Origin of the sequence: Rhodobacter sp. (genome assembly GCA_020637515.1) — a bacterium.
In the GTDB taxonomy this organism is placed as follows: domain Bacteria; phylum Pseudomonadota; class Alphaproteobacteria; order Rhodobacterales; family Rhodobacteraceae; genus Pararhodobacter.
Map to the genome: position 1 here is coordinate 120,241 of JACKKG010000001.1, position 23,967 is coordinate 144,207.

Annotated in this window: 19 protein-coding genes and 1 pseudogene; 16 read left to right on the forward strand and 4 right to left on the reverse strand. The window is 67.8% G+C overall.

Annotated features, from left to right (window positions below):
- Window positions 1-3 precede the first annotated feature (3 nt).
- Window positions 4-2,202: a response regulator gene (locus H6900_00595; protein ID MCC0071764.1), complete on the forward strand. Its 2,199-nt coding sequence runs from the start codon at window positions 4-6 to the stop codon at window positions 2,200-2,202.
- 638 nt (window positions 2,203-2,840) lie between these two features.
- On the opposite strand, the gene H6900_00600 is transcribed toward H6900_00595, so the two are convergent.
- On the reverse strand, window positions 2,841-3,656 hold the full coding sequence (locus H6900_00600; GenBank protein MCC0071765.1) for an LOG family protein: 816 nt from the start codon (window positions 3,654-3,656) through the stop codon (window positions 2,841-2,843).
- A gap of 85 nt (window positions 3,657-3,741) precedes the next feature.
- On the opposite strand from H6900_00600, the gene H6900_00605 reads away from it, so the two are divergent.
- The 4 genes from H6900_00605 to H6900_00620 all read left to right on the forward strand — a co-directional run bounded on the left by H6900_00605 (window position 3,742) and on the right by H6900_00620 (window position 6,668).
- Window positions 3,742-4,653, forward strand: a complete 912-nt coding sequence (locus tag H6900_00605; GenBank protein ID MCC0071766.1) for a threonine/serine dehydratase — start codon at window positions 3,742-3,744, stop codon at window positions 4,651-4,653.
- Between the two features lie 77 nt (window positions 4,654-4,730).
- Window positions 4,731-5,558 carry a 2,3,4,5-tetrahydropyridine-2,6-dicarboxylate N-succinyltransferase gene (dapD, locus tag H6900_00610; GenBank protein ID MCC0071767.1) on the forward strand — a complete coding sequence of 276 codons (828 nt, stop codon included), beginning with the start codon at window positions 4,731-4,733 and terminating at the stop codon, window positions 5,556-5,558.
- Window positions 5,559-5,635: 77 nt separating this feature from the next.
- A complete protein-coding gene (locus H6900_00615) occupies window positions 5,636-6,364 on the forward strand; it encodes an SGNH/GDSL hydrolase family protein (protein MCC0071768.1) in 729 nt (242 codons plus the stop codon).
- Window positions 6,342-6,668 (forward strand): hypothetical protein, encoded by a 327-nt coding sequence (locus tag H6900_00620; protein ID MCC0071769.1) that lies wholly within the window; start codon window positions 6,342-6,344, stop codon window positions 6,666-6,668. The genes H6900_00615 and H6900_00620 overlap by 23 nt, the downstream gene beginning before the upstream one ends.
- 54 nt (window positions 6,669-6,722) lie before the next feature.
- Here the strand turns inward: H6900_00620 and H6900_00625 are convergent, their stop codons facing one another.
- From H6900_00625 to H6900_00635, 3 genes are all read right to left on the reverse strand, one after another.
- On the reverse strand, window positions 6,723-8,255 hold the full coding sequence (locus H6900_00625) for a tripartite tricarboxylate transporter permease (protein ID MCC0071770.1): 1,533 nt from the start codon (window positions 8,253-8,255) through the stop codon (window positions 6,723-6,725).
- 13 nt (window positions 8,256-8,268) lie between these two features.
- Entirely contained in the window at window positions 8,269-8,700 is a 432-nt protein-coding gene (locus H6900_00630; GenBank protein MCC0071771.1) for a tripartite tricarboxylate transporter TctB family protein, read from the reverse strand.
- 64 nt (window positions 8,701-8,764) lie between these two features.
- Complete coding sequence (locus tag H6900_00635; GenBank protein MCC0071772.1) at window positions 8,765-9,748, reverse strand: tripartite tricarboxylate transporter substrate binding protein; 984 nt, start codon at window positions 9,746-9,748, stop codon at window positions 8,765-8,767.
- A gap of 127 nt (window positions 9,749-9,875) precedes the next feature.
- Here H6900_00635 and H6900_00640 point away from each other — a divergent pair, with 127 nt between their 5' ends.
- The 11 genes and pseudogenes from H6900_00640 to H6900_00690 all read left to right on the forward strand — a co-directional run bounded on the left by H6900_00640 (window position 9,876) and on the right by H6900_00690 (window position 23,862).
- Window positions 9,876-10,544 (forward strand): response regulator transcription factor, encoded by a 669-nt coding sequence (locus H6900_00640; protein ID MCC0071773.1) that lies wholly within the window; start codon window positions 9,876-9,878, stop codon window positions 10,542-10,544.
- Window positions 10,537-11,922 carry a sensor histidine kinase N-terminal domain-containing protein gene (locus tag H6900_00645; protein MCC0071774.1) on the forward strand — a complete coding sequence of 462 codons (1,386 nt, stop codon included), beginning with the start codon at window positions 10,537-10,539 and terminating at the stop codon, window positions 11,920-11,922. Before H6900_00640 ends, H6900_00645 begins: the two co-directional genes overlap by 8 nt.
- A complete protein-coding gene (locus tag H6900_00650; protein MCC0071775.1) occupies window positions 11,919-12,971 on the forward strand; it encodes an ABC transporter substrate-binding protein in 1,053 nt (350 codons plus the stop codon). The genes H6900_00645 and H6900_00650 overlap by 4 nt, the downstream gene beginning before the upstream one ends.
- 124 nt (window positions 12,972-13,095) lie before the next feature.
- Complete coding sequence (locus H6900_00655; GenBank protein ID MCC0071776.1) at window positions 13,096-13,764, forward strand: dienelactone hydrolase family protein; 669 nt, start codon at window positions 13,096-13,098, stop codon at window positions 13,762-13,764.
- Between the two features lie 303 nt (window positions 13,765-14,067).
- Entirely contained in the window at window positions 14,068-15,264 is a 1,197-nt protein-coding gene (locus tag H6900_00660; protein ID MCC0071777.1) for an integrase arm-type DNA-binding domain-containing protein, read from the forward strand.
- A 543-nt stretch (window positions 15,265-15,807) separates the two neighbouring features.
- The gene (locus H6900_00665; protein MCC0071778.1) at window positions 15,808-15,990 is read left to right on the forward strand and encodes an AlpA family transcriptional regulator; all 183 of its coding nucleotides are present in this window, start codon (window positions 15,808-15,810) and stop codon (window positions 15,988-15,990) included.
- Window positions 15,987-16,883: a toprim domain-containing protein gene (locus tag H6900_00670; protein ID MCC0071779.1), complete on the forward strand. Its 897-nt coding sequence runs from the start codon at window positions 15,987-15,989 to the stop codon at window positions 16,881-16,883. Before H6900_00665 ends, H6900_00670 begins: the two co-directional genes overlap by 4 nt.
- Entirely contained in the window at window positions 16,880-18,397 is a 1,518-nt protein-coding gene (locus H6900_00675; GenBank protein MCC0071780.1) for a DUF3987 domain-containing protein, read from the forward strand. The genes H6900_00670 and H6900_00675 overlap by 4 nt, the downstream gene beginning before the upstream one ends.
- A 420-nt stretch (window positions 18,398-18,817) precedes the next feature.
- A pseudogene (locus H6900_00680) lies at window positions 18,818-18,928 on the forward strand (helix-turn-helix transcriptional regulator).
- A gap of 510 nt (window positions 18,929-19,438) precedes the next feature.
- Window positions 19,439-21,220 carry a site-specific DNA-methyltransferase gene (locus tag H6900_00685; GenBank protein MCC0071781.1) on the forward strand — a complete coding sequence of 594 codons (1,782 nt, stop codon included), beginning with the start codon at window positions 19,439-19,441 and terminating at the stop codon, window positions 21,218-21,220.
- Window positions 21,220-23,862: a DEAD/DEAH box helicase family protein gene (locus H6900_00690; protein ID MCC0071782.1), complete on the forward strand. Its 2,643-nt coding sequence runs from the start codon at window positions 21,220-21,222 to the stop codon at window positions 23,860-23,862. Before H6900_00685 ends, H6900_00690 begins: the two co-directional genes overlap by 1 nt.
- The last annotated feature ends 105 nt before the right edge of the window (window positions 23,863-23,967 follow it).

A 23,967-nucleotide genomic window follows, 5' to 3' on the forward strand; every position in this document is an offset into this window, starting at 1 on the left:
AGGATGAACGACGACAACATCAGCAACGAGACCCGCCTGACACGCATCCAGGCGCTGGTGGTCGATATCCTCAACGATCTGCTGCGCGCGCCCATCGACAAGACCGACCAGTCGGTGCAGCGCGCGATCTCGCGACTGGGCGAATACTGCGTGCGCGACCGTTCGTATGTCTTTGTCCACGACGGGTTGCTGACGAACAACACGCATGAATGGTGCGCCCAGGGGATCGACCCGGCCATCGACCAGTTGCAGGGCCTTCCGATCGAGCTCTATGGCCCGATCGCCGACGCGCTCGATCGGTGCGAGCCGTTCCATGTGCCCGACGTCTCGGCACTGGAGGAGGGCTCGCCCTCGCGCGAGATCCTGGAGTCGCAGGCGATCCGTTCGATCCTGCTGGTTCCCATGCACTCCGAGGGGCAGACCTATGGCTTCGTCGGCTTCGACGGGGTCCGCAACACGCACGCCTTCCTGCCCGGCGAGGTCTATCTGCTGCAATCCGTCGCCGACGTCATCTGTTCGGTGCTGATCCGGCGCGACAAGGACCTCGCGGTGCGCGCCGCGCAGGCCGAACTGGCAGAGGAGCGCGCCTTCCTGGCCTCGATCCTGGCGACCTCGGCGATGGGGATCATCGTGCTGGATTCCGACGGGGTGGTGCGCTTTGCCAACGACGCGGCGGAATCCATCATCGGCGCCACGCGCGAACAGATGATCGGCGCCGCCCACGATTCCCCGACCTGGGCCTATACGCGCGAGGATGGCACGCCCTACGCCCCGGGCGAGACGCCCTTCGACCGCACCCGTGCCACGGGCCAGCCGACCCCGCAGGAACGCTTCGCGCTGCCCTGCCCCGATGGCCTGCGCTATTGTTCGGTCCATGCCGCACCCGTGCTGGGCAGCGACGGCGGCGTGGCCCAGGTTGTCTATGCCCTGCTCGATGTGACCGACCAGGTCGCGGCCGAGCGCGAGAAGCAGGAAGCCCTGGAAGAAGCGCATCGCGCCAACGCCGCGAAATCGAACTTCCTGGCCAAGATGAGCCACGAGATGCGCACGCCGCTCAATGGCGTTCTGGGCGTGGCCGAGGTGCTGGAACGTCTGGTCAGCGATCCGGATCAACGGCGCATGGTCAAGGTGATGCACGATTCCGGCACCTTGTTGCTGAGCATCATCAACGACCTGCTGGACATGTCCAAGATCGAGGCCGACCTGCTCGAGATCGAGGCCGTGCCCTTTGTCCCTGCCGATCTGGCCCAGCGCGTGGAATCGGTCCACACGCTCAAGGCCTCGGAAAAGCAGCTGTCCTTTGCCGTCACCGTGCAGGGCGACGGCCAGGGCGCGCGGCTGGGCGATCCCCACCGCATCCTGCAAATCCTGCACAACGTCATCTCGAACGCGTTGAAATTCACCGAAACGGGCGCCGTCACGGTCGAGCTCGACTGCCGCGACCCCGGTCATATCGGCATGTCGATCCGCGACACCGGCATCGGCATGACCGAGGCCCAGCTTGCCCAGGTGTTCGAGGAATTCGGCCAGGCCGACAGTTCCATCGCGCGCCGTTTCGGCGGCACCGGGCTGGGAATGCCCATCGTCCGCCGCCTGGTCGAGATGATGGGCGGCACCGTCGCGCTGGACACCCGCCTGGGACAGGGCACCCGGGTGACGATCGACCTGCCGGTCGGCCGGACGGATCTGCCGGAAATCCGCATCGCACCGCCCGATCCGGGCGCGTCCACCGCGGATCTGCACGGGCTGAGGGTGCTGGCCGCCGACGACAACCGCACCAACCGCATGATCCTGGGCGCCATGATGGGGCAGATGGGGATCGCCGCGGTGCTCGCCCAGGACGGGACCGAGGCGCTGGCGGCCTATGAACGCGAGGCGTTCGATGTGGTGATCCTGGACATCTCGATGCCCGACGTGGACGGCGTGACCGTGCTGCGCGAGATCCGCGAACGCGAATCCCGCCGGGCCTCTGCCTCGGGGCCCAGGGCGTCCGTGCCGCCGTTGCCGATTCTGGCCTTCACCGCCAACGCCATGTCGCATCAGGTCGAGGCCTATCTCCAGGCCGGGTTCGACGATTGCCTGACCAAGCCCCTGCAACTGGACCGGCTGCAAGGCGCGCTGTCGAAACTGATCGCCGAACGCGGCCGTCGCAGCCAGCCCGCCCGGGGCGGGGTCATTCCGTTGCGCGCGACCCTCGGCTGACCCGCGCGCGATGCGCCGGAACCGTGGCCAGGGCGGCAACCGCCCGGGCCGTGACCTGTCGCGTGGCCCATCGCGCGGATCGCCCCCGAACGGCCGCCTGGGCGGCTGCCCGAGGGGCGGCTTCCGGGGTGCATTTGGTGGCCCAGGCGGGGGGCCATCCGGCTGGGCAAGGCCCCACCGCGCACCGGCCCGTGCGGTGAGGCGGCAACCGCGCCCACCGCGCTCCTGCCATGCGGTTGGGCTGCACCCGCGCCCGCCACGCACTTGCCGGGCGGTTGGGCGGCACCCTCGCCCACCGCGCACCCGCCGGGCGGTGCGGTGTCATCCGCGTCCACCGCGCACCTGCCGGGCGGTGAGGCGACAACCGCGCCCACCGCGCTCTTGCCGGGCGGTGGGGCGGCGCCCCAGGCGGTCGCCGGGGATGCGCCCGTGCCCAGAGGTCACGGCCGGCCCATTGTCGAGGCCCACCCCCGGCCCGCCGTCGCGCGGTCGTCCCCCTACACGCCCGGCCGACGCGGCTGCGCCCCGCGCCTTGCCCGGCCGATGCACGCCCGGGAATGGCGCGGCGACGGCGCGCCCGTCACGGCCCCCCGGCGGCGCGGCGGCCCCGTCCTTGCCATTGCGCCGCCAGGGGGGGATCAGCCCTCGGGCCAGTTGAGAATGGCTTCCAGCGCCTCGTCCGCCGTTTCGACGATGCGGAACAGCGACAGATCCTCGTCCGAGATGGTCCCCGCGTCCGCCAGCATCTGCCAGTCCACCACCCGTTCCCAGAACGCCTTGCCGAACAGGATGAACGGAATGCGCCGCATCCGCCCGGTCTGAATCAACGTCAGCGTTTCGAACATCTCGTCCAGGGTGCCGAATCCGCCGGGAAACACCGCGACGGCGCGGGCGCGCATCAGGAAATGCATCTTGCGCAGCGCAAAATAGTGAAAGTTGAAGCTGAGTTCCGGTGTCACCCAGGCGTTCGGCGCCTGTTCGTGCGGCAACACGATGTTCAGACCGATCGACTTGCCCCCGGCCTCGGCCGCGCCGCGGTTGCCGGCCTCCATCACGCCGGGGCCGCCGCCGGTCGTCACCACCCATTCGCTGCCGCCGCGCTCGAGCGAGATCTCGGTGATGCGGCACGCGAACCGCCGGGCCTCGTCATAAAAGCGCGACAGGTCGGCCAGCATCGGCGTGCGCGCGGCCCCTTTGCGTTCGGGCGCGGGAATGCGCGCGCCGCCGAACAGCACCACGGTCGAGGTCACGCCCGCCTCGTTCATCGCCATTTCGGGCTTCAGCAATTCCAGTTGCAGCCGCACCGGGCGCAGAGCGTCCTGACACAGGAAATCCGGGTCCGCAAAGGCCAGCCGATAGGTCGGCGACAGGGTCTGCGGCGTCTCGGGGATCTTGCGCGCGGCGGCGATGTCCTGCTGGCTGTGGCGAAAGGCATGGGTGCGGGTGTCGGTCATGCGGCGGCTCCTTTCGAGGGTCGGGCCCCTTGACTATCCTTCCTGAGGGCGCGAGGCCAGTCACACAGCCGACAGGAGGGGACGAATGAACTGGCAGGCAGAGATCGAGGCGGCGGCAAAGCGGATCGCGGGGCATGTCCGGCGCACCCCGGTCGCTGAACTGACGCTTGCGGGCCACACGGTCGCGATCAAGCTCGAGCACATGCAGCACACGGGCACGTTCAAGGCGCGCGGTGCCTTCAACGCGCTGATCCAGGGGCCGGTGCCGGCGGGCGGTGTGGTGGCGGCCTCGGGCGGGAACCACGGCGCGGCGGTCGCCCATGCGGCAGCGCGGCTGGGCATCCCCGCGCAGATCTTCGTCCCGGAAATCGCCGGCCCGTCCAAGATCGCATTGATCGAACGCACGGGCGCCACGCTGACGGTCGTTCCCGGCGCCTATGCCGACGCCCTCGACGCCGCGCTCGCGCATGAGGCTCGAACCGGTGCAATGCAGGTTCATGCCTATGATTCCGTGGCCACCCTGGCCGGTCAGGGCACCTGCCTGCGCGAATGGGAGGACCAGGGCCTCGATGCGGACACGGTGCTGATCGCGGTCGGCGGCGGCGGCCTGCTGGGCGGGTCGATGGCCTGGCTGAACGGCCGCCGGCGCGTCGTCGCGGTCGAACCCGAAACCTCCTGCGCGTTGAATGCGGCGCTTGCGGCGGGCGGGCCCGTCGATGTCGAGGTCTCGGGCATCGCCGCCAACGCGCTGGGCGCCCGGCGGATCGGCGGCCTGTGCCTGGACCTGGCCCGGCAGACCGGCACGACCAGCGTTCTGGTCCCTGACAGCGCCATTGCCGAGGCACAGCGCATCCTGTGGCGCGAGGCCCGGGTCCTGGTGGAGCCGGCGGGGGCGACCGCCCTGGCCGCGCTCATCGCCGGGGCCTATGTCCCGGCGCCGGGCGAGTCCCTGGCCGTGCTGTTGTGCGGGGCGAATGTCGCACCCGAGCCGGTCTGACCCCTGACCTGTTGCCGGACCGTCACACAGGCAGTATAGCCCCGGGGCAACACCCCTCTGCGATCGGAGAGACCGCCATGTCGAAAGCAAAGCTGGAAGCCGCCATCGAAGCCGCGTGGGACAAGCGCGACACGATCACCCCCGACACCCGGGGCGAGGCCCGCCATGCGATCGAGGAAACGCTCGATGCGCTGGACAGCGGCAAGCTGCGCGTGGCCGAACGGCAGGACAACGGCGACTGGCATGTGAACCAGTGGGCGAAAAAGGCCGTCCTGCTGGGCTTTCGCCTGAAGGACATGGAAAAGCACGAGGGTGGTCCGCAGGGCGGCACCTGGTGGGACAAGGTGGATTCGAAATTCGCCGACTGGAAAAAGAAGGACTGGCAAGAGGCCGGCTTTCGCGCCGTGCCCAACTGCATCGTGCGCAAGTCCGCCTATATCGCGCCCGGCGTGGTCCTGATGCCCAGCTTCGTGAACCTGGGCGCCTATGTCGATTCGGGCACCATGGTCGATACCTGGGCGACCGTCGGTTCGTGCGCGCAGATCGGCAAGAACGTGCACCTGTCGGGCGGCGTCGGCATCGGCGGCGTGCTGGAACCGATGCAGGCCGGCCCCACGATCATCGAGGACAACTGTTTCATCGGGGCGCGCTCGGAAGTGGTCGAAGGCTGCATCATTCGCGAGGGCTCGGTCCTGGGGATGGGCGTGTTCATCGGCAAATCGACCAAGATCGTCGATCGCGAGACCGGCGAAGTCATGTATGGCGAGGTCCCGGCGGGATCGGTTGTCGTCGCAGGCTCGATGCCGTCGAAGAACGGTGTGAACCTGTATTGCGCGGTGATCGTGAAACGGGTGGACGCGCAGACCCGGTCCAAGACCTCGATCAACGAACTGCTGCGCGACTGACGCCTGCCGCGCCGCGCGCGATCTGGGGGGCCGGCCCGGCGGGCTGGCCCCTTTTCCCGTCCGAAAGCCCCCCTGCGATGCTGGCCAGCCTGCCCGTCCGACTGATCCTTGCACCGGCGCTGATGGCGCAGGCCGTGGCGGTGCGGCGGCGCGCGCTGGTCCTGCCCGAGCCCGAGGGCCCGCGCGCCGGGTTGTCCGGCAGCGGGCCGGTCCTGCGGTTGCTGATCGCGGGGGACAGTTCCGCCGCCGGGGTCGGCGTGGCGCATCAGCAGCAGGCGCTGTCGGGCCAATTGGTCGCCGCGCTGGCGCCGTGGTTTACCGTGGCCTGGCGGCTCGAGGCTCAGACCGGCGACACCAGCGCGGACACGCTGTCCCGGCTGCGGGCGCGACCCGCCGAACGCTTCGACATCGCCGTCACCGCGCTGGGGGTGAACGATGTCACCCACCAGGTGCCGCTGCGCCGGTTCCGCGCCCGGCAGGCGGCACTGGCCGCGCTGTTGCGCGATCGCTTCGGGGTGCGCGCGCACTGGCGCGCGGGGCTGCCGCCGATGCACCGCTTTCCCGTGCTGCCGCGCCCGCTGCGCGACGTTCTGGGCGCGCAGGCGCGGGCCTTTGACCGGGTGCTTGCCCAGACCTCGGGTCCCGGGCTGCATCACCTGCCGTTTGACGAAACCCGGCTTGACCCGGCGATGATGGCGGGCGATGGCTTTCATCCCGGCGCCCCGCTCTATACCCTTTGGGCGCAGGACCTGGCTGCCGCGATCACCGCCCAAGGAGTGCCCGATGACCGAGAAACCCAAGCGTAGGCAACAGGTCTATACCCTTCTGGTCCAGGTCGGTCGAAAAGAGGGGGACGGGCTGCCCGATGGCAGCACCGGGGCGGGGCTGTTGTGCTATGCCTCGGGCGTGGACGAGGCCGAGGCGGTGCGCGAGACGGTGGCGATCCTGAAGCAGGCCGATCTGGCGCCGCTGGATGTCACGGGGTATGGCACGCTGGACGAACGGCTGGCTCAGGGCGACGAGATCGACCCCGAGGAACGCGCCCTGATGCAACGCGCACTGGACGAGAACGCGGTCATCGTCGCCCAGATGACCCCCTTCGACGATTGACGCGGCGGTCGGGACCCACCCACCGCCGCCGCGCCGCCTGACCGTTCCGGGCCCTCAATCGACGGTCGCGCCCTCGGCATCGCGGCGCATTTTGGCACGCAGCGCCTTGCCGACGACGATCGGCAGCAGGAACCCGATCACCGCCACCGCCCACAGCCCGATCGCCAGCGGCGAGCCGAGAAGCGTTCCCCAGTCGCCATTCGAAATGGTGATCGCGCGTCGCAGGTTGTTTTCCATCGTGTTGCCCAGCAGCGTGCCCAGGATGATCGGCACCAGCGGCACGTCGAGCTTGCGCAGCACCCAGCCGAGCAGCCCGAAGCCGATCATCAGCAGCAGGTCAAAGCTGGACCCGGAAATGCCGTAGATGCCGACGAAGCTGACCATCGCGACAAAGGGCATCAGCAGGCGCGGCGGCACCATCAGCACCCGGGTGAACAGGCCGACCATCGGGATGTTCAGCGCCAGCAGCACGAAGTTGGCGATGAACAGCGCCGCAATCAGGCCCCAGACGACATCGGGGTTCTGCGCGAACAGCAGCGGGCCGGGGGTGATGTTCAGCGACAGCAGCACAGCCAGCAGCACAGCCGTGGTGCCCGATCCCGGCACGCCCAGCGCCAGCATCGGCACCAGCGCCCCGCCGGCGGCGGCGTTGTTGCCGGCCTCGGGCGCGGCGACACCGCGCGGATCGCCGGTGCCAAAGGTGCCCTTGCGATCGACCAGCTTCTTTTCCACCGCATAGGACAGGAACGACCCCAACGAGGCCCCCGCCCCCGGCAGCACGCCCGCGACAAAGCCGACCACCGACGCGCGCAGCATGGTCGGCGCGGTCTGCTTGAGCATCGCCACCGGCGGGGTGATGCGACCGATGCGGATCTTCGCGTTGTCCGCGCTGGCCGCGCCGTGGCGGTGCTCCAGGAAAATGAACACTTCGGACAGCGCGAACAGGCCGACGATCGCCACCAGAAAGTCGATGCCGTCGTAGAGATGCACCTCGCCGAAGGTCAGGCGCGGCACCCCGGTCTGGGTATCGACGCCGATCACCGACAGCCCAAGGCCCAGCATCGCCGCGAAAGCCGATTTCGCCTGGTTGGTCGAGGCGACGCCCCCCAGCGTGGCAAAGGCCAGCGCAAAGAGGGCAAAGTATTCGGCCGGGCCGAACAGCAGCGCAAAGCGCACCAGTTGCGGCGCCAGCAGGATCAGGCCCCAGGTGGCGATGAAGGCCCCGACAAACGAGGCCACGCCCGACAGCGAAAGGGCCTCGCCGGCCAGGCCCTTTTTCGCCATCGGATACCCATCGAGGCAGGTCATCATCGCCGGTTCGTCCCCGGGGATGTTCAGCAGGATCGAACTGATCCGCCCGCCATACATCGCCCCATAGTAGACCGAGGTCAGCAGGATCATGGACGCGGTCGGCCCCAGCCCCAGGCTGAAGGCCAGCGGGATCAGGATGGCGACACCGTTCGACGGGCCCAGGCCCGGAAGCGCGCCCATGATGGTGCCCAGAAAACAGCCCAGCAGGGCCAGGAGAAGGTTCTGCCAGGTCAGCGCGATGGCGAACCCGTCGGCAAGGGAACTGAAGGTGTCCATGGCGGGTGCCTCGTCAGAAACCGAACGGGCCGCGCGCCAGCGACAGACCGAACAACAAGTGGAAAACGACGTAGATGCCGATCGAAATGCCGATCCCCGCGATCACCGACTGCACGACCGTGCTGCCCAGTCGCCAGCTGAGATAGGCGGCGGCCAGCGCCGTCGCAAAGACGAACCCCACCTTGGGCAGGAATTCGGCGTAAAGGATCATCACCACGGCGGCGGCGGCGATCTCGGCCAGACGGCCCGGCGCGGGCCACTGCGGCGCGCTGTCGGGGCGCAGCAGGATGACCAGCGACGCCAGCCCCAGGATCGCCGCGACGATCAGCGGAAACGCCTTTGGCCCGACCGTGTCGGACAGGAAGCTTTCCTGTATCTGCAAGGTCGCCCAGGCATAGAAGATGGCCAGCCCCAGGCCGAAGGCCCCGAAGATGCGGTCGCTCATGATCCCCTCCCCTCGAAAGACGGGACCGGGCGGCGTGGGGCCGCCCGGCCCGGATCGTGTCTCGTTACTGAATGATGCCGATCTCGCGCGAGATCCGCTGGATCTGCGCGACCGAATCCGCCACGAACGCCTGGAACTCGGCCCCTTGCAGGTTCAGCGGTGCCAGGCCGTTCGCCAGCATGACCTCTTGCCACGCGGGCGAGGCATAGAGATCGCCGATCATCCGAACCCAGCCCTCATAGGCGGCATCCGACATGTGGCCCGGACCGTAGAACCCGCGCCAGTTGGCGCCGATCGCGTCCACGCCCTGCTCGCGCGCGGTGGGATACTGGGCAAACGCGCCGTCCAGCCGTTCCGGCGACAGCACCGCGATCACCCGGATATCGCCCGATTCGACGAAGCCGCGCGCTTCGCTGAGGTCGCCGGTGAAGGCCTGCACCGATCCCGCCAGCAACTGGGTCACCGCCTCGCCACCGCCGTCAAAGGCGATGTAGCGGACCGCGCGCACGTCATCGATGCCAAAGGCCGAGGCGGCGATCAGCACCTTCAGGTGGTCCCAGCCACCCACCGCCGAACCGCCCGCAACGGCGATCGTCTCGGGGTGGTCGCGCATCTGCGTCAGCAGTTCGGGCAGGGTCTGGATCGGGCTGTCGGCGGCCACCGCGATCACGCCGTAATCGGCCCCGATGGACGCGATCCAGCGCACCTGGTCCATCGTGTTGCCCGGGAATGCGCCCTGCGCCAAGCGGGTCGCCGTCGCCGACGAGGCCGCGACGATCAGGTTGTCGTCGGAATCGCGTTCGTTCACGACCTGCGCATACGCCACGCCGCCGCCGCCGCCGGCCAGGTTCGCCACCTGCATCGTGGCCTGGATCATGCCCAGTTCCTGCAACATGCGGCCGACCTGGCGGCAGGTGAAATCCCAGCCGCCGCCGGGGTTGGCGGGGGCAATGCATTCGGGGTTGGACGGGGCAAAGCCCTGTGCCAGGGCCGGGCCGGCCACCAGGCCCAGGCCCAGCGCGGCAACCGCCGCGCGGATCATCGTCATCGTCATATCGTCTTCCTCCATCGCCGGTTCTGCGCCCCGTGCGGGCGCCAACGCGCCGCAAACAGTTACCCGTTGAACCTGTCACCAAACTGTCAGACACTTCACGGGCGGCAGGACTGGGGGAAAAATGCGCGTGCTCTTGGTGGACGATGCCCGGGACCTTGCGGATGCCACCCAGACCCGGCTGCGCCAGAACGGCATTGCCTGCGATGTCGCCGAGACCGTCGCAGAGGCCGGCGACCACCTGTCGGTGCAGCGTTACGACGCGGTGATCCTGGACATCAACCTGCCGGACGGCAGCGGAACCGCGCTGTTGCGCGCGATGCGGCGCGAGGGGCGGAGCGAACCCGTCATCATGCTGACCGCGCAATTCTCGGTCGATGACAAGCTGTCGGCCTTTGGCCTGGGCGCCGACGACTATCTGGTCAAACCCTTCGATCACCGCGAGTTGGAGGCCCGGCTGCATGTCCTGCACCGACGCGACGCCAGCGACCGGTCCGGAGCGATCGTTCTGGGCAGCCTGAGCTTCAACCCGACCGCCGGCACCGCCACCCTGGCTGGCCAGCCGCTGGACCTGACGCGGCGCGAATTCTCGTTGCTGGGGACGCTCTTGCGCGGGCGCGGTCAGGTCTTTTCCAAGGAACGCCTGATCGAGGATCTCTACGCCTTCACCGACGCCGACGTGGGGGTGAACGCGATCGAACTCTACGTCGCGCGTCTGCGCAAGAAGCTGACCGGCAGCGGGGTCGAGATCCGCACCCTGCGCGGCCTCGGCTACCGACTGGACCATGCCTGACGCCGCCGCCCAGCCCCCGGCCGCCACGCTGTCGCTTTCGGCCCGGCTGGCGCTGGGCATCACCGCGTTGCTGGTGGTCGGCGGGCTGGCGCTGGCGCTGGCCGCCTTTGCCTATGGGCGCACCGCGGCGCGCGACGCCTTCGACCGGCTGCTGGTGGGCGCGGCGAATGACATCGCCTCGGCCATCGCGGTCGAAAACGGGCAGGTCGTCGTCGCCCTGCCGGTATCGGCCTTTGAACTGCTGGCCCTGGCCCAGGACGACCGCATCGCCTATCAGGTGCGCGACGTGGACGGCCGGGTCCTGACCGGCTACCCCGACCTGCCCCGCCCCCCCGAAGGCGCACGTTTCTACGACGCCCCGTTCCGCGGAGAGCCGGCGCGGTATCTGCGCCTGACCCGCCGCTTCGCCGAACGCGCGGTCTCGGGCAGCGTCGAGGTGACGGTCGGCCAGACCCTGCGGGCCCGCACCGACCTGGCCTATGACATCACGCGCAAGGCGCTCTATGGGCTGGCGGTCGGCGGGATCGCGATGCTGGCACTGGCGCTGCTGGTCGTGCGCTCGGCGCTGAGGCCGCTGGACCGGCTGGCGCGCGAACTGTCGCAGCGCGACCCGCAGGACCTGACGCCGCTGGTCGCCTCGCCCCCGCGCGAGGTCGCACCCATGGTCGGCGCCGTCAACGGCTTCATGGCGCGGCTGGACAAGCAGCTGGACATCCTGCGCAACCTGATCTCGGACACCGCACACCAGTTGCGCACCCCGGTCGCGGCCCTGCGCGCGCAGGCCGATCTGGCACTGTCCGAGAAGGACCCGGTCCGCCGGGCCCGCGCGGTCGAACGCATCCACAAGCGCAGCCTCAGCCTGGGGCGGCTGCTGGACCAGATGCTGTCCCACGCGCTGGTGGTGCATCGCACCGGCTCGATCCGCCGCGAACGTGTCGATCTGCGCGATGTGGCGCTGGACCTGGTCGAGGCTGGCGACCACCCGGCGCTGGCGGCTGGCACGCGGCTGACCCTGGCGATCGGCGACAGGCCCGTCCCGGTTCTGGCCGATCCGCTGTCGCTGCGCGAAGCCGCCAGCAACCTGCTGTCGAACGCGCTGAACCACGGGCACCCCCCCATCACCATCGGCACCAGCGTCGAGGGGGGGATGCACCTGCTGTGGATTCTGGACGCCGGCCCCGGCCCCTCGGACACGGTGCGCGCCGCGCTGGGCCAGCGATTCCAGCGCAGCGCCGCCTCCAGCGGCCAGTCCGCCGGGCTGGGGCTGGCAATCAGCCGTTCCGTGGCCGAGGCCTATGGCGGCTGCCTGCGGTTCGACCCCGTCCCCGGCGGGTTTCGCGCCGCGCTGGTGCTGCCGGCCGAGGGGGGCGCGTCATGAGAGGGGGGGCCTGCCTCGCCCTGCTGGCCGCCGCCCTGCTTGCCTGGCCCGCCCCCGCGCAAGAGGCCGTTGCGCATTTTGGCTCCGCGCACGATCCGCACCCGCTGGTGCTGCGCACGACGACCGATGTCGCGGTGCTGAGCCCCGCCATCCGCGCCTTTCTGCGCGATCGCCCGGCGCTGGGCCTGACCTACGAGCAATGGGGATCGAACGCGCTTTATGACGTGACGCAAGCCGATTGCGCGGCGGGGCAGGCCGGGGCGGACATGGTGATCTCATCCGGCGTGCATCAGATGATCCGGCTGGTGAACGACCGCTGCGCGTCGGCCTGGCGATCCCCCGCCACGGCGACCTTGCCCGCCGATCTGCGCTGGCGCGACGAGATCTGGGGCATCTCGCGCGAACCCGCGGTGATCGTCTACAACCGCCGCCTGGTCCCGCCCGAGGCGGTGCCGCGCTCGCGTTTCGCGTTGCTGGACCTTTTGCGCCCCGAGGGGACGGCCTATGCCGGCGCCGTGGCGACCTATGACATCGAGGAATCCGGCCTGGGCTATCTCTTTGCCTTCATGGACAGCCAGCAGGCCAGCACTTTTGGCGCCCTGATGGAGACCTTTGCCCGCACCGGCGCGGTGGCCACATGTTGCTCGGCCGAGATCATCGACGGGGTCGGCGCGGGGACCTACCGGATCGCCTATAACGTGCTGGGCTCCTATGCGGCCCTGGCGGCGCGCCAAAATCCCGACCTGGGGCTGGTCCTGCCCAGCGACTACACGCTGGTGTTGGCGCGCGCCGCGCTGTTGCCAGGCCCCGCCGGCCCCCGCCCCGAGGCCGGCGCGCTGCTGGATTTCCTGCTGTCGGGCCCCGGCCAGACCGCTCTGGCGCAGACCAACCTGGTCATGGGCCTCAGCCCCGACCAGATCGACCCAGGCGACGGCGACCTGTCGGTGCCGATCCGCCTGATCCCGCTGTCGCCGACGCTGCTGGTGGCCATGGACCCCGCCTATGAGACCCGCTTCATCGCCCGCTGGCGTGCCGCCTTTGGCCCATGACCCCGCGCGCGCCCTGCCCCGGCGGGCGCGCGGCCGCCTTTCTCTGGCCGGCGCGGACGCCTAGGATCGCAAAGCGCGCGCGGGCGAATCGGGCGCGCGCGTTGTCTGAACAGGGGAACAGCACATGACCAACATCGACCTCACCGCCTCCGACGGGCACCGCCTGGGCGGCTGGCTGGCCACCCCGCAGGGCACGCCGCGCGGCGGCATCGTCGTGGTGCAGGAAATCTTCGGCGTGAACAGCCATATCCGCGCGATCTGCGACCGGCTGGCGGACCAGGGATACCTGGCCCTGGCACCGGCGATCTTCGACCGGATCGAACGCGATTTCGAATGCGGCTATTCCCCGGACGACGTCGCCCTGGCCCGGGGGTTCATCCCGCGCTTCGACATGGAGGCCTGCCTGCGCGACGTCGCGGCCGCCCGCGACCGCGTGGCCGAGGCCGGCAAGGTGGGCATTGTCGGTTTCTGCCTGGGCGGTTCGGTCGCCTATGCCGCCGCCGCCCGCCTGCCGGGGTTGTCGGGCGCCAGCAGCTTTTACGGCGGCATGGTCAACAAACTGGCGCAGCAGCCGCCGGGCTGCCCCGTCCAGTTCCACTACGGCGCTGACGACACGGGCATTCCGCCCGAGAATTACGAAGCCGTCCGCGCCGCCCTGCCCCAGGCCGAATTCCACGTCTACGAAAACGCCGGCCACGGATTCAACTGCGACCAGCGCGCCAGCTACGCGCCCGAGGCTGCGGCGCTGGCGTGGTCGCGCACGCTCGACTTCCTGTCCCGCACCGTGGGCTGACGCCTCGACCTGCGGCAGGGCCCAGGCCCCGGATGGGCCGTCGCGCCCATCCGACCCACGCCCCCACAGGGGTAGTGCATCGACCGAAGGCCATAACCCACCGGCCCCGCAGGGCCCGCAAATTCAGAGGTTTTCAGTGGAAATCTGGTGGAGCCAAGGTCCGCCATTCCACGTTCCTGTGTGGTCCGACAAGTTCCTTTATATTCTTGAATACTTGTTACTTTTCTACATTCACAAATCCCCTATTGTCCGGCATAGTCCCGCTGCTTCCCCCAATAAATGGGGGAAAGGATGGGGGAAACGATGCCGGCTCACCTGACCCGCCGACCCGAGAAGGCCCTGACCGCCCAGACGGTGAAAAGCGCAACCGCGCCGGGGAAGTATTTCGACGGGCACGGGCTCTACCTGCGTGTCGAACCGAACGGGACCAAGTTCTGGGTGCAACGCATCGTCATTCGCGGCAAGCGCAGCGAGATCGGGCTGGGGCCGGCGACGCTGGTCTCGCTGGCCGAGGCTCGCGCCGCCGCGCTGGACAACCGCAAGCTGGCGCGGGCTGGGGGCGATCCCTTGCAGGCCAAACGCGAGGCGGCGGCGGTGCTCACCTTCGAGGAAGCCGCGCGCAAGGTCCATGCGCTGCACCTGCCGACTTGGCGGAACGAGAAGCACGGGCGGGACTTCATTACCTCGCTCGAACTCTACGCCTTCCCCCGGCTGGGCAAGCTCAACGCGGCTGACGTAACCACCGCGGACGTTCTCGGGGTTCTCATGCCGATCTGGACCGAGAAGGCCGAGACCGCGCGCCGGGTGCGCCAGCGTATCGGCACGGTCATGAAATGGGCGATTGCGCAGGGCTGGCGACAGGACAACCCGGCCGAGAACATCAGCAAGGCGCTGCCGAAGGTTGCCAAGGTACAGGCCCATCGCAAGGCGCTGGGCTATGGCGAGGTGGCGGGCTGCATCGCCGCGGTGCAGGCGTCGCGGGCCGGGATGGCGACGAAGCTGGCGCTGGAATTTCTGGTGCTGACCGCCGCGCGGTCGGGCGAGGTCCGCGAGGCGCGCTGGTCGGAAATTGACCTTGCCGCCACGGTGTGGGAGGTGCCCGCTGACCGCATGAAAATGAAACGCGCGCACAGGGTGCCCCTCTCGGCCCGCGCCATCGCGATCCTTGAGGCTGCGAAGGGGCTGGACGACGGGTCCGGGCTGCTGTTCCCCGGCACCAAGCAGGGCCGCCCGTTGTCCGACATGACCTTGTCCAAGCTGGTCAAGGAACTCGGCTTCGATGCCGACGTGCACGGCTTCCGCACCAGCTTCCGCACCTGGGCACAGGAGCGCACGACCTTCCCGCGCGAAGTGGCCGAGGCCGCTCTGGCGCACCTGTCGGGCGACGCTGTGGAGCGGGCCTATGCGCGGTCGGACGTCTTTGAGAAGCGGCGCGGGATGATGGACCGCTGGGCGGCGTTCCTATCGGAGAAGTCGGAAAAGGTGACGAGGATCGGGTGAAAGCTCGCGGCGGACGACTTAGGAAAGAAAAGGATTGACGAGGCGTCTCAAAGGGGCCAGTTTCCTATAGTGCAGAGGCATGTCCAAAGCACAATATCTGGCCTATCCTGCGGAGCCGCGGTGCTGGCCACAAGGCGTGGCGCTCTGGGAGAGCTGAAACGTCGCGAAACCCGCCTAAATTATTCTGCGGTACGTCCTGACCCTTGACGAACGATCAAGGCAGGGGCACACCTCGATAAAATCGGAGACGATGTTTCCGCCACGGGGCCGATCCGAGGCCCCGTTTTGCGTTTCTAGCGCCCAGAGCCCTGCCCGGTTGTTCCGCGCGGGGCCTTTTCGTTTACACGGCAGAAACCCGCGCCGCGGCCCTCTTGCTGTGCCTCTCACGCTCGCAGCCGCGCGCCGTCGAACTTGAACCAGCGTCCGGCGACCGCGGCTGTCGTCGAACCTGACACGCGCCCTGCGCGACCCTAGCCGCATCCTCACCTCCCCCGCCCCGCCCGGCCCCGCCGCGCGGGGCTTTTCCTATTGGAGCGTTCCAACATGGTTGAACGACACTTCCGCTTGCCGGCGGTCAAGGAGCTGACCGGACTGAGCCGCAGCACAATCTACAGCTTGATGAGCGAGAACAAGTTTCCGCGGCCGATCAAAATCACCGGCAAGGCGGTGGCATGGCCCGAAAGCGTTCTCGAACAATGGCTCAAGAGCAGGGGGGCGGACGAATGACGGAAGCACACCCCCTCACTCTGGCACTGGGCGGCCGATGGCATGGCCGCTACGGCACCGCGCCCTGCCCGATCTGCCAGCCCGAGCGGCGCCGGGACCAGAACGCCCTGACCCTTGCGGACGGCGCCGCCGGCCTGCTCTTGTCCTGCAAGAAAGCCGGGTGCAGCTTCCGCGACATTCTGGCGGCGGCGGGCGTCGTGCCGGGCGACTACGCGCGCCCCGACCCCGGCACCCTCGCCCGGCGCGACGCGGAACAGCGGCGCGAGGCCGAGAGACGGGAGCGGCAGGCCCGGACCCTCTGGGCCGAGGCGCTGCCGATCCCCGGCACGCCTGCCGAGACATACCTGCGCGGCCGGGCCATCACCTGCGCCCTGCCCGATACCCTGCGCTTCCATCCGGCGTGCTGGCACGGCGCGACCGCGACCCGTCTGCCGGCCTTGATGGCCCGGGTGGACGGTGGCGCCAGTTTTGCGGTGCATCGGACCTTCCTGCGCGCGGATGGGCTGGGGAAGGCGGAAGTGGCGCCCGGCACAACGAAGCTGATGCTCGGCGCGACGCAGGGCGGCGCCGTGCGGCTCGCTGACGGGCAGGGCGTGCTCGCGGTCGCCGAGGGCATCGAGACCGGTCTGAGCCTGTGCAGCGGCATCCTGAGCGGCCCCGTGGCCGTCTGGGCTGCGCTGTCGTCGTCCGGCGTTTCTCGCCTCCGCCTGCCCAGCACGCCGGGGCAACTCATCGTCGCAACCGATAGCGACGACAACGGCGTCGGCGCCGCCGCAGGCAATGCCCTAGCCGAACGCGCCGCCGCGCTGGGCTGGGCCGTGACCCTGTTCCCCGCCCCGGCCGGCCGCGACTGGAACGACGTCCTGCGAGACATGAAGGGGGCCGCCGCATGAACGCCCCGAGCATCAATCCGGCCTTCCCACCGGCCGCCCAAGCCTTCGCAGCCGAGGGGCCGCAACCGCTGATGCGGGAAATCCCGCCGGGCCATCCCTACCCGGTCGCCGCGCTGGGGCCGCTGCGCGCGGCCGTGGAGGCGGTGCAGGACAGGACGCAGGCGCCGGTTGCCCTTGCCGCCCAGTCGGCCCTGGCGGTCGCCTCGCTGGCCGTGCAGGGTTTCGCGGACGTGGAGGCGCTGGGCGGCGACGCGCCCTGTTCCCTTTTCTGCCTCACGATTGCCGAAAGCGGCGAACGCAAATCGAGCTGCGACCGGCTGTTGATGCAGGGCGTGCGAGACCACGAAAAGGCGCTGGCCGAGACCTATCGCGCCGATCTGGCCGAACACGAGGTTGCCCGCGACCTCTGGGCCGGCAAGCGCAAGCGCCTCATGGCGGACGCCACGGCGGCCGACAAGGTGAAGGCGGCGGGCGCCGAGGCTGACCTGCGCAGCCTCGGGCCCGAGCCACGACCGCCGCTCTATCCGGGCATCACGGCACAGGAGCCGACGCTTGAAGGCCTGTTGAAGCTCTATCAGACGGGCCGCCCCTCGCTGGGCCTTTTCTCGGACGAGGCGGGCGGCTTCATCGGCGGGCACGCCATGAACAGCGACAACCGGCTGAAGACGGTTTCGGGATTGTCGCAGCTCTGGAACGGCGACACGATGAACCGCGTGCGGTCGGGCGACGGGGCATCGAGCTTTCCGGGCCGTCGGCTGGCGATGCACCTGATGGCCCAGCCCGTCGCCGCCCGCCCCTTGCTGGCCGATCCCGAGGCCTCGGGGCAAGGGTTCCTCGCCCGCTTCCTGATTACCGAGCCGCCCAGCGCCATCGGTACCCGGCTGCGGCGTGGCCACAGCCCTGCCAGCGACGCCGCGCTTGAGGCATTCCGGGCGCGCCTCACCGGCATCTTGCAAACGCCCCTGCCCACAGGAGACACGCCTCAGGAACTGGCCCCGGTTCGCCTGACGCTGTCGGCTGGTGCCAAGGAACTCCTGTGGCGCTTCTACGAGGCCGTGGAACGCGCGCAAGCCGGTGGCGGGAGCATGGAGCATGTGCGCGCTTACGCCAGCAAGGCCGCGGAACAGGCGGCGCGCATCGCTGGCGTGCTGACGCTCTGGGCCGATCTGGACGCACCCGAGGTAACGCCGCAGGCAATGGGCTGGGGCATCGAGCTTGCGCAATTCTACCTTGGCGAGGCGCGCCGGCTGGCCGAGGCGGGCCTTGTGTCGGCGGAAACCGCGAAAGCGGAAAAGCTGCGGCTCTGGTTGATGGACTGGCCGCATGAGGACGTGCTGCCGCGCGAAATCCTGCAACTGGGTCCGAATTCCCTGCGCGAGGCCAAGGCCCTCGCCGGCCCCCTGGCGATGCTGGCGCGCGCTGGCCACCTGGCGCCCCTTCCCGCGGGGGCCATCGTTCGCGGCCGCGCACGCAAGGAAGCCTATCGCATCGTGAGGGTGCCCGATGCTGTTTGACGTGCAGGCAGCTCTTGCCGAAATCTTGGGGACCGAGGCCGCTACACTTGCTACACTCGCGACAAACCGGGGCGGCGTAGCGGGTGTAGCGAGTGTAGCAGCGCCGCATCCCCCTCACGACGCCGCTTCCGGCCAGGTCCTGCCCGCCCGCGCCAAGCGACCGGCCAACACGGCGCCGCATAGTCCGATCCCCTCGGCGCGTGGCCCGGAGACGTTCCCGAATGGCTTCTGTCACCTCACGGGGAGGCCGCGCACCTGGTCGGGGAAAGTCGTCTCGCTGGACGACTGGCGGCGGCTCACCGACTGGGAGCGGGCGGGGCCGGCCGGCAGGCTGTTTTGCGGAACCTGCCGCGCTTGGGTCGCCCCTGACAGCGGATGCCGCGAACCGGGATGCTGGAACTGGAACGGCGAGGCGCCGCGATGCTGACAGGGCGGGGCCTTGCCGCGCTGCGCAAGGCGGCGGGCATGACGCAGGGCCAGCTTGCGGCGGCGGCTGGCATTGGCCGTCACGCGGTCAGCTATTGGGAGACGAAGCCGGTTGTGGACCGGAACGGCTGGGCCGTGAAGCGGATCGCCGGAATCATCGGCCTGCCGGATTATTATCCACCAAACGCGCGCGCGCGTAGGAGTATTACTCCCGATCCAGCGCCTGCGGACCTTGAAGCCAAGTTGCGGAACTGGCACGCACGGCGGCGCATCCGTTGCGGCGCCAAGACCCGCAAGGGAACGCCCTGTCGCTGCAAGTCGGAACCCGGCAAGCGACGGTGCAAATTCCACGGCGGGCTCTCCACCGGCCCGAAGACACCAGAAGGCCGCGAGGCGATTGCCGAGGCGCAACGGCGGCGCTGGGCGAGGTGGCGGGCGGCGCAGGACGGCGGCTCTCCGTAGGGAGCGAGCAACGCCGCGCGTTGGCTGTCGCAATCCGCGAAGACATACCCGCGCGACCGCCCCGCCCCTCCGAGCACGACAACCGAGGGTTTCGCTTGCCTGTCGTGCGCGGCAAGTGGTCTAAGGTTGGAAAAATCAGGGAGCTGGCGGCCGATGACGGAACTGGTGTTCAAGGGCAAGGAATTCGTTTGGAACCACCACCTTGCGGTGCCGTTCCGGCCCCTTGAGATGCAGGCGGACAAGGGGATTGGTGCGCCCCGGCTGGACGGGAACCTGATCGTGCAGGGCGACAACCTGCACGCGCTGAAGGCGTTGTTGCCGATGTATGCGGGCAAGGTCGACTGCATATTCATCGACCCGCCCTACAACACCGGGAACGAGGGCTGGGCCTACAACGACAACGTGAACGCGCCGATGATCCGGGAATGGCTGGACGCCAACCCCATCGGGATCGAGGACGGGCTGCGCCACGACAAATGGTGCGCGATGATGTGGCCCCGGCTGCGGTTATTGCATGAGTTGCTGGCTGAGAACGGAACAATCTTCGTTTGCATCGACGACAATGAAGTTGACCGGCTCATCTCATTAATGTCTGAGATATTCGGCGATGAACACTTTGTTACAACGTTTATTTGGAAAAAGCGCACAGGTTCAAATGACTCTACGAATGGCGTGACGCCGGATCACGATTTTGTTGTCTGCTTCGCAAAGTCCAAAGCGGCGTTTGCCGGAGTATCAAAGAGCTTTGCTAACTACTCTAACCCGGACAACGACCCACGAGGGCCGTGGATGGCAGATAACCTCACATGCAATAAGACCTGCGCCGAGCGACCAAATCTTTGCTATCCGATTACTGATCCCGAAACAGGCCGAGTTTTTCAACCAAACCCTAACAGGGCATGGGCTTATGAAAAGTCTCGAATGGATCAAATAATTGAGGAAGGTAAGGTAATTTTCCCAAAACGAGAGGGTGGAACACCAACCTACAAGCGCCACAAGTCCGAGCTACGTTCTACAGAACGTCCTTTCAGCAGTTTTGTTGATACGGAGATAAACGCGGAAGCAACCAAACAACTCCGCCAAATATTTGCTGAACAAGTTTTCGACTATCCAAAGGGCGTTGGGCTGGTCAGACAATTCATTGAACAAGTGACTGCATCGGACTCAATCATACTCGACTCCTTCGCCGGGTCTGGCACCACGGCCCATGCCGTGCTGGAAGCCAACAGGCGCGACGGCGGCAACCGGCGCTTCATCCTTGTGGAGATGGAGGATTATGCTGACCGGCTGACCGCCGAACGGGTGCGCCGCGTGATCAAGGGCTATGCCTTCACCGGAACGCAAAAGACGGAACTCTTGCGCGAGCGGCTGAACTGGCGGGCTATCGAGCGCGCGAACGATCTGGTGGACAAAGTGCAGGGGATCGAAAACCTGCATGGCCATGAATACGACCGGATCACGAAACAGGTGAAGGACGGCGAGTTGATCGTCACCGGCGAAAAGCGGGTGGAGGATCGGGCCGAGGGGCTGGGCGGTGAATTCACCTATTGCACGCTGGGCCAGCCGGTGGAGTTGGACCACATCCTGACCGGCGAAGACCTGCCCGCCTTCGACGCGCTGGCAGGTGTGCTGTTCCACATGGCGACCTCGCAACCACTCGACCCCGCCACGCTGGACGAGGCCAAAGCCTATGTGGGCGAGGCGAACGGCACCCATGTCTGGCTGATCTACCGCCCCCACCTCGACTGGCTGAAATCGCCCGACGCGGCCCTGACCCTCAGCTTCGCGCGCAAGCTGGCCGAGGCGCAGCCCGACGCGCGCCACCTTGTCTTTGCCCCTGCCCGCTATGTCAGCCAACGGATGCTGGACGCCGAAGGCTTGCCCGTGGAATTTGTGCCGCTTCCCTTCGCGCTCTACCGGGTGGAACGGACCTGATGCGCACGCTCGATTATCAGGCGCGGGTTCTGGATACGCTGGATGCGTATCTGGACGAGTTGAAGGCCGAGAAAGCCAAAGCCGACAAACGCGAGAAGCTGTTGGCAGAGATGGGTGACGATGCCGAGGGAATGCAGGTGCCTGACTTCACTGCGAAAGCGTGGGAGGCGATGAAAGCCGAAACGCGGGAATTCAGGATCAAGGACCGCAAACTTCAGGATGGAACTATTGCGCTCTTTTCCCCGCGCAAGGATGGCGTGGGCCGCGCGGTGCCGAACGTCACGTTGAAGGTGCCCACGGGCGGCGGAAAGACCTGGCTGGCGGTCAACGCGGTCAGCCGGATCATGGGGCGGTATCTGGCGAAGAACACCGGGTTTGTTCTGTGGATCGTGCCGAACGAGGCGATCTATTCGCAAACGCTGAAGGCGCTGAAGGACCGGCAGCACCCTTATCGGCAGGCGCTCGACCGCACGGCGGCTGGGCGGGTCAAGGTGATGGAGAAATCCGACCGGCTGGACGCGCGGGACGTGGACGCGAACCTGTGCGTGATGATTCTGATGCTGCAAGCCTCTGTGCGGTCTGCCAAGGAGCAACTGCGGATGTTCCGCGACAGGGGCGATGTGCACGGGTTCTTCCCGCCCGAGGGGGATCAGGCGGCACATTCTAGGGAACTGGCAGCTGTCCCGAATCTCGACGGCTACACCGGCATGTTCCCGATGGTGAAGGACTCGCTCGGCAACGCGCTACGCAAGATCAGGCCAGTTGTGGTGATGGACGAAGGGCAAAAGGCCACGTCCGAGTTGGCGCATGACACGCTTTACGGCTTCAACCCGATCTTCGTTCTGGAACTGACCGCGACGCCCAAGGATGTGGCGGCGAAGGGGACGAAGCCGGGCCGGGCCGCGAACCTCTTGGTGGAGGTGACAGGACGCGAGTTGCACGCCGAAGACATGATCAAGATGCCGCTGAACCTCGACCCAAGGCAGGGCGCGGATTGGCGCGGAACGCTCACGGCGGCGCTGGGCAGGCTGAACGCCCTGGACGCCGAGGCGCGCGCCTACGGGGCAGACAGGGGCGCTCTGGGCTATATCCGGCCCATCATGCTGGTGCAGGTGGAACGGACGGGCAAGGATCAGCGGGACGGGCAGCACATTCACGCGGATGATGTGAAGGAATGGCTGCTGACAGCGGGGCTGGATGACGCCGAAGTGGCGATCAAGACCGCCGAACAGAACGACCTCAATCAGCCCGAGAACCAAGACCTGTTGTCGCCCCAGAACCGGGTGCGGGTGATCGTGACCAAGGCGGCGCTGCAAGAGGGCTGGGATTGCCCCTTTGCCTATGTGCTGTGTTCGCTGGCGGCGGCATCAAACCAGTCGGCCATGACGCAGCTTGTGGGCCGCATCCTGCGTCAGCCCTATGCGCTGAAGACCGGCAGGGCGGCGCTGGACGAATGCTACGTGGTGACGCATCACGCGGCGACCCGCGACGTGGTGGAGGCGATCAAGACCGGGCTGGAACGCGATGGCCTGGCCGATCTGGTGATCGAGGTTCCGCAAGAGGCCGGAGCCTCCAACCCTGGAACGGCGCGAAAGATCGAGCGTCGCGCCGAATTCAGGAGCCTGCAAGTCTATCTGCCCAAGGTCCTGCGGGTGGACGATGGCGCCATGCGCGACCTCGACTATGAAACCGACATTCTGGCGGCTATTGACTGGCGCGACTATTCCCCGGCGGGCGTGGTGGCCGACATACCGGACAACCCTGCACACGTGGCAGCGCAGTTGCAGCGCATTGCCCTGTCCGATGTCGAAGAAGATGGATACTTCCGAGCCGAGGTTGTCGCCCCTGCGGCGGAAACGCTGCGATTTGACGCACCGTATGCCGTACGAATGATTTCCGACCTTGTGCCCAACCCCTTTGTGGCGCGGGGGATTGTGGCGGACCTGGTGGCGGGGCTGGAAGCGCGCGGCTTCGATGCGGCCAAGCTGGGCGATGCATCGGGCGTGATCATCGACCGGCTACGGGTGGCCTTGACCAAGGAACGCGATGCCCGTTCCGAGGCCCTTTTCCGCGCGGCGGTGAAGGCCGGTGACATTCAATTTCGGCTGCGGCTGGACGGGAACAATTGGCGGATGCCCGACCACATGCTGACCACGGAACCGCCGAACTCGCCCCACCTGACCGGCGCGGATGGCGGCGCTTTGGACCGCAGCCTGTTTTCCCCTGTGTTCCGAAACGAGTTGAACGGCGAAGAACAGAACGTCGCCGTGCACCTGGACGGGGATGGCACGGTGAAGTGGTGGCACCGCAACGTGGCGAAGGCGAGCTACGGAATGGGGCTGCAAGGCTGGAAGCGCGGGCGCATTTATCCCGATTTCATCTTCGCGACCGGCGGCACGGCGGGCGCCGGGCGGATCGTGGTATTGGAAACCAAAGGCGACCACCTTCAAAACCCCGACACCGACTATAAGAGGGCCGTCCTGGACTTCCTCACGCAAAGCTTTTCTTGGGATCACGCGGTGCCTGCGGGACAGCTACAGTTAGCCATGACCGGCGAGACGGTGGAATGTGCGCTAGTGCTCATGGAGGACTTGCCTAGCGTCCTGCCGGCATTGGTTTCCGGCGCATACAATCTGCCGTGACCGCCAACCCGAACCTGGGGCCGCTGGCAATGGCGATCCGGGGCGCAAAAGGACCCAGCTTTCGTTTTACTTGCGATCCAGAGGCGTAACCCGTCTGTGGCCCCT

Coding starts and splice junctions, on each gene's coding strand:
- H6900_00595 (MCC0071764.1), top strand. CDS start 4: ATGAACGACGACAACATCAGCAACGAGACCCGCCTGACACGCATCCAG.
- H6900_00600 (MCC0071765.1), bottom strand. CDS start 3,656: ATGACCGACACCCGCACCCATGCCTTTCGCCACAGCCAGCAGGACATC.
- H6900_00605 (MCC0071766.1), top strand. CDS start 3,742: ATGAACTGGCAGGCAGAGATCGAGGCGGCGGCAAAGCGGATCGCGGGG.
- dapD (MCC0071767.1), top strand. CDS start 4,731: ATGTCGAAAGCAAAGCTGGAAGCCGCCATCGAAGCCGCGTGGGACAAG.
- H6900_00615 (MCC0071768.1), top strand. CDS start 5,636: ATGCTGGCCAGCCTGCCCGTCCGACTGATCCTTGCACCGGCGCTGATG.
- H6900_00620 (MCC0071769.1), top strand. CDS start 6,342: ATGACCGAGAAACCCAAGCGTAGGCAACAGGTCTATACCCTTCTGGTC.
- H6900_00625 (MCC0071770.1), bottom strand. CDS start 8,255: ATGGACACCTTCAGTTCCCTTGCCGACGGGTTCGCCATCGCGCTGACC.
- H6900_00630 (MCC0071771.1), bottom strand. CDS start 8,700: ATGAGCGACCGCATCTTCGGGGCCTTCGGCCTGGGGCTGGCCATCTTC.
- H6900_00635 (MCC0071772.1), bottom strand. CDS start 9,748: ATGACGATGATCCGCGCGGCGGTTGCCGCGCTGGGCCTGGGCCTGGTG.
- H6900_00640 (MCC0071773.1), top strand. CDS start 9,876: ATGCGCGTGCTCTTGGTGGACGATGCCCGGGACCTTGCGGATGCCACC.
- H6900_00645 (MCC0071774.1), top strand. CDS start 10,537: ATGCCTGACGCCGCCGCCCAGCCCCCGGCCGCCACGCTGTCGCTTTCG.
- H6900_00650 (MCC0071775.1), top strand. CDS start 11,919: ATGAGAGGGGGGGCCTGCCTCGCCCTGCTGGCCGCCGCCCTGCTTGCC.
- H6900_00655 (MCC0071776.1), top strand. CDS start 13,096: ATGACCAACATCGACCTCACCGCCTCCGACGGGCACCGCCTGGGCGGC.
- H6900_00660 (MCC0071777.1), top strand. CDS start 14,068: ATGCCGGCTCACCTGACCCGCCGACCCGAGAAGGCCCTGACCGCCCAG.
- H6900_00665 (MCC0071778.1), top strand. CDS start 15,808: ATGGTTGAACGACACTTCCGCTTGCCGGCGGTCAAGGAGCTGACCGGA.
- H6900_00670 (MCC0071779.1), top strand. CDS start 15,987: ATGACGGAAGCACACCCCCTCACTCTGGCACTGGGCGGCCGATGGCAT.
- H6900_00675 (MCC0071780.1), top strand. CDS start 16,880: ATGAACGCCCCGAGCATCAATCCGGCCTTCCCACCGGCCGCCCAAGCC.
- H6900_00685 (MCC0071781.1), top strand. CDS start 19,439: ATGACGGAACTGGTGTTCAAGGGCAAGGAATTCGTTTGGAACCACCAC.
- H6900_00690 (MCC0071782.1), top strand. CDS start 21,220: ATGCGCACGCTCGATTATCAGGCGCGGGTTCTGGATACGCTGGATGCG.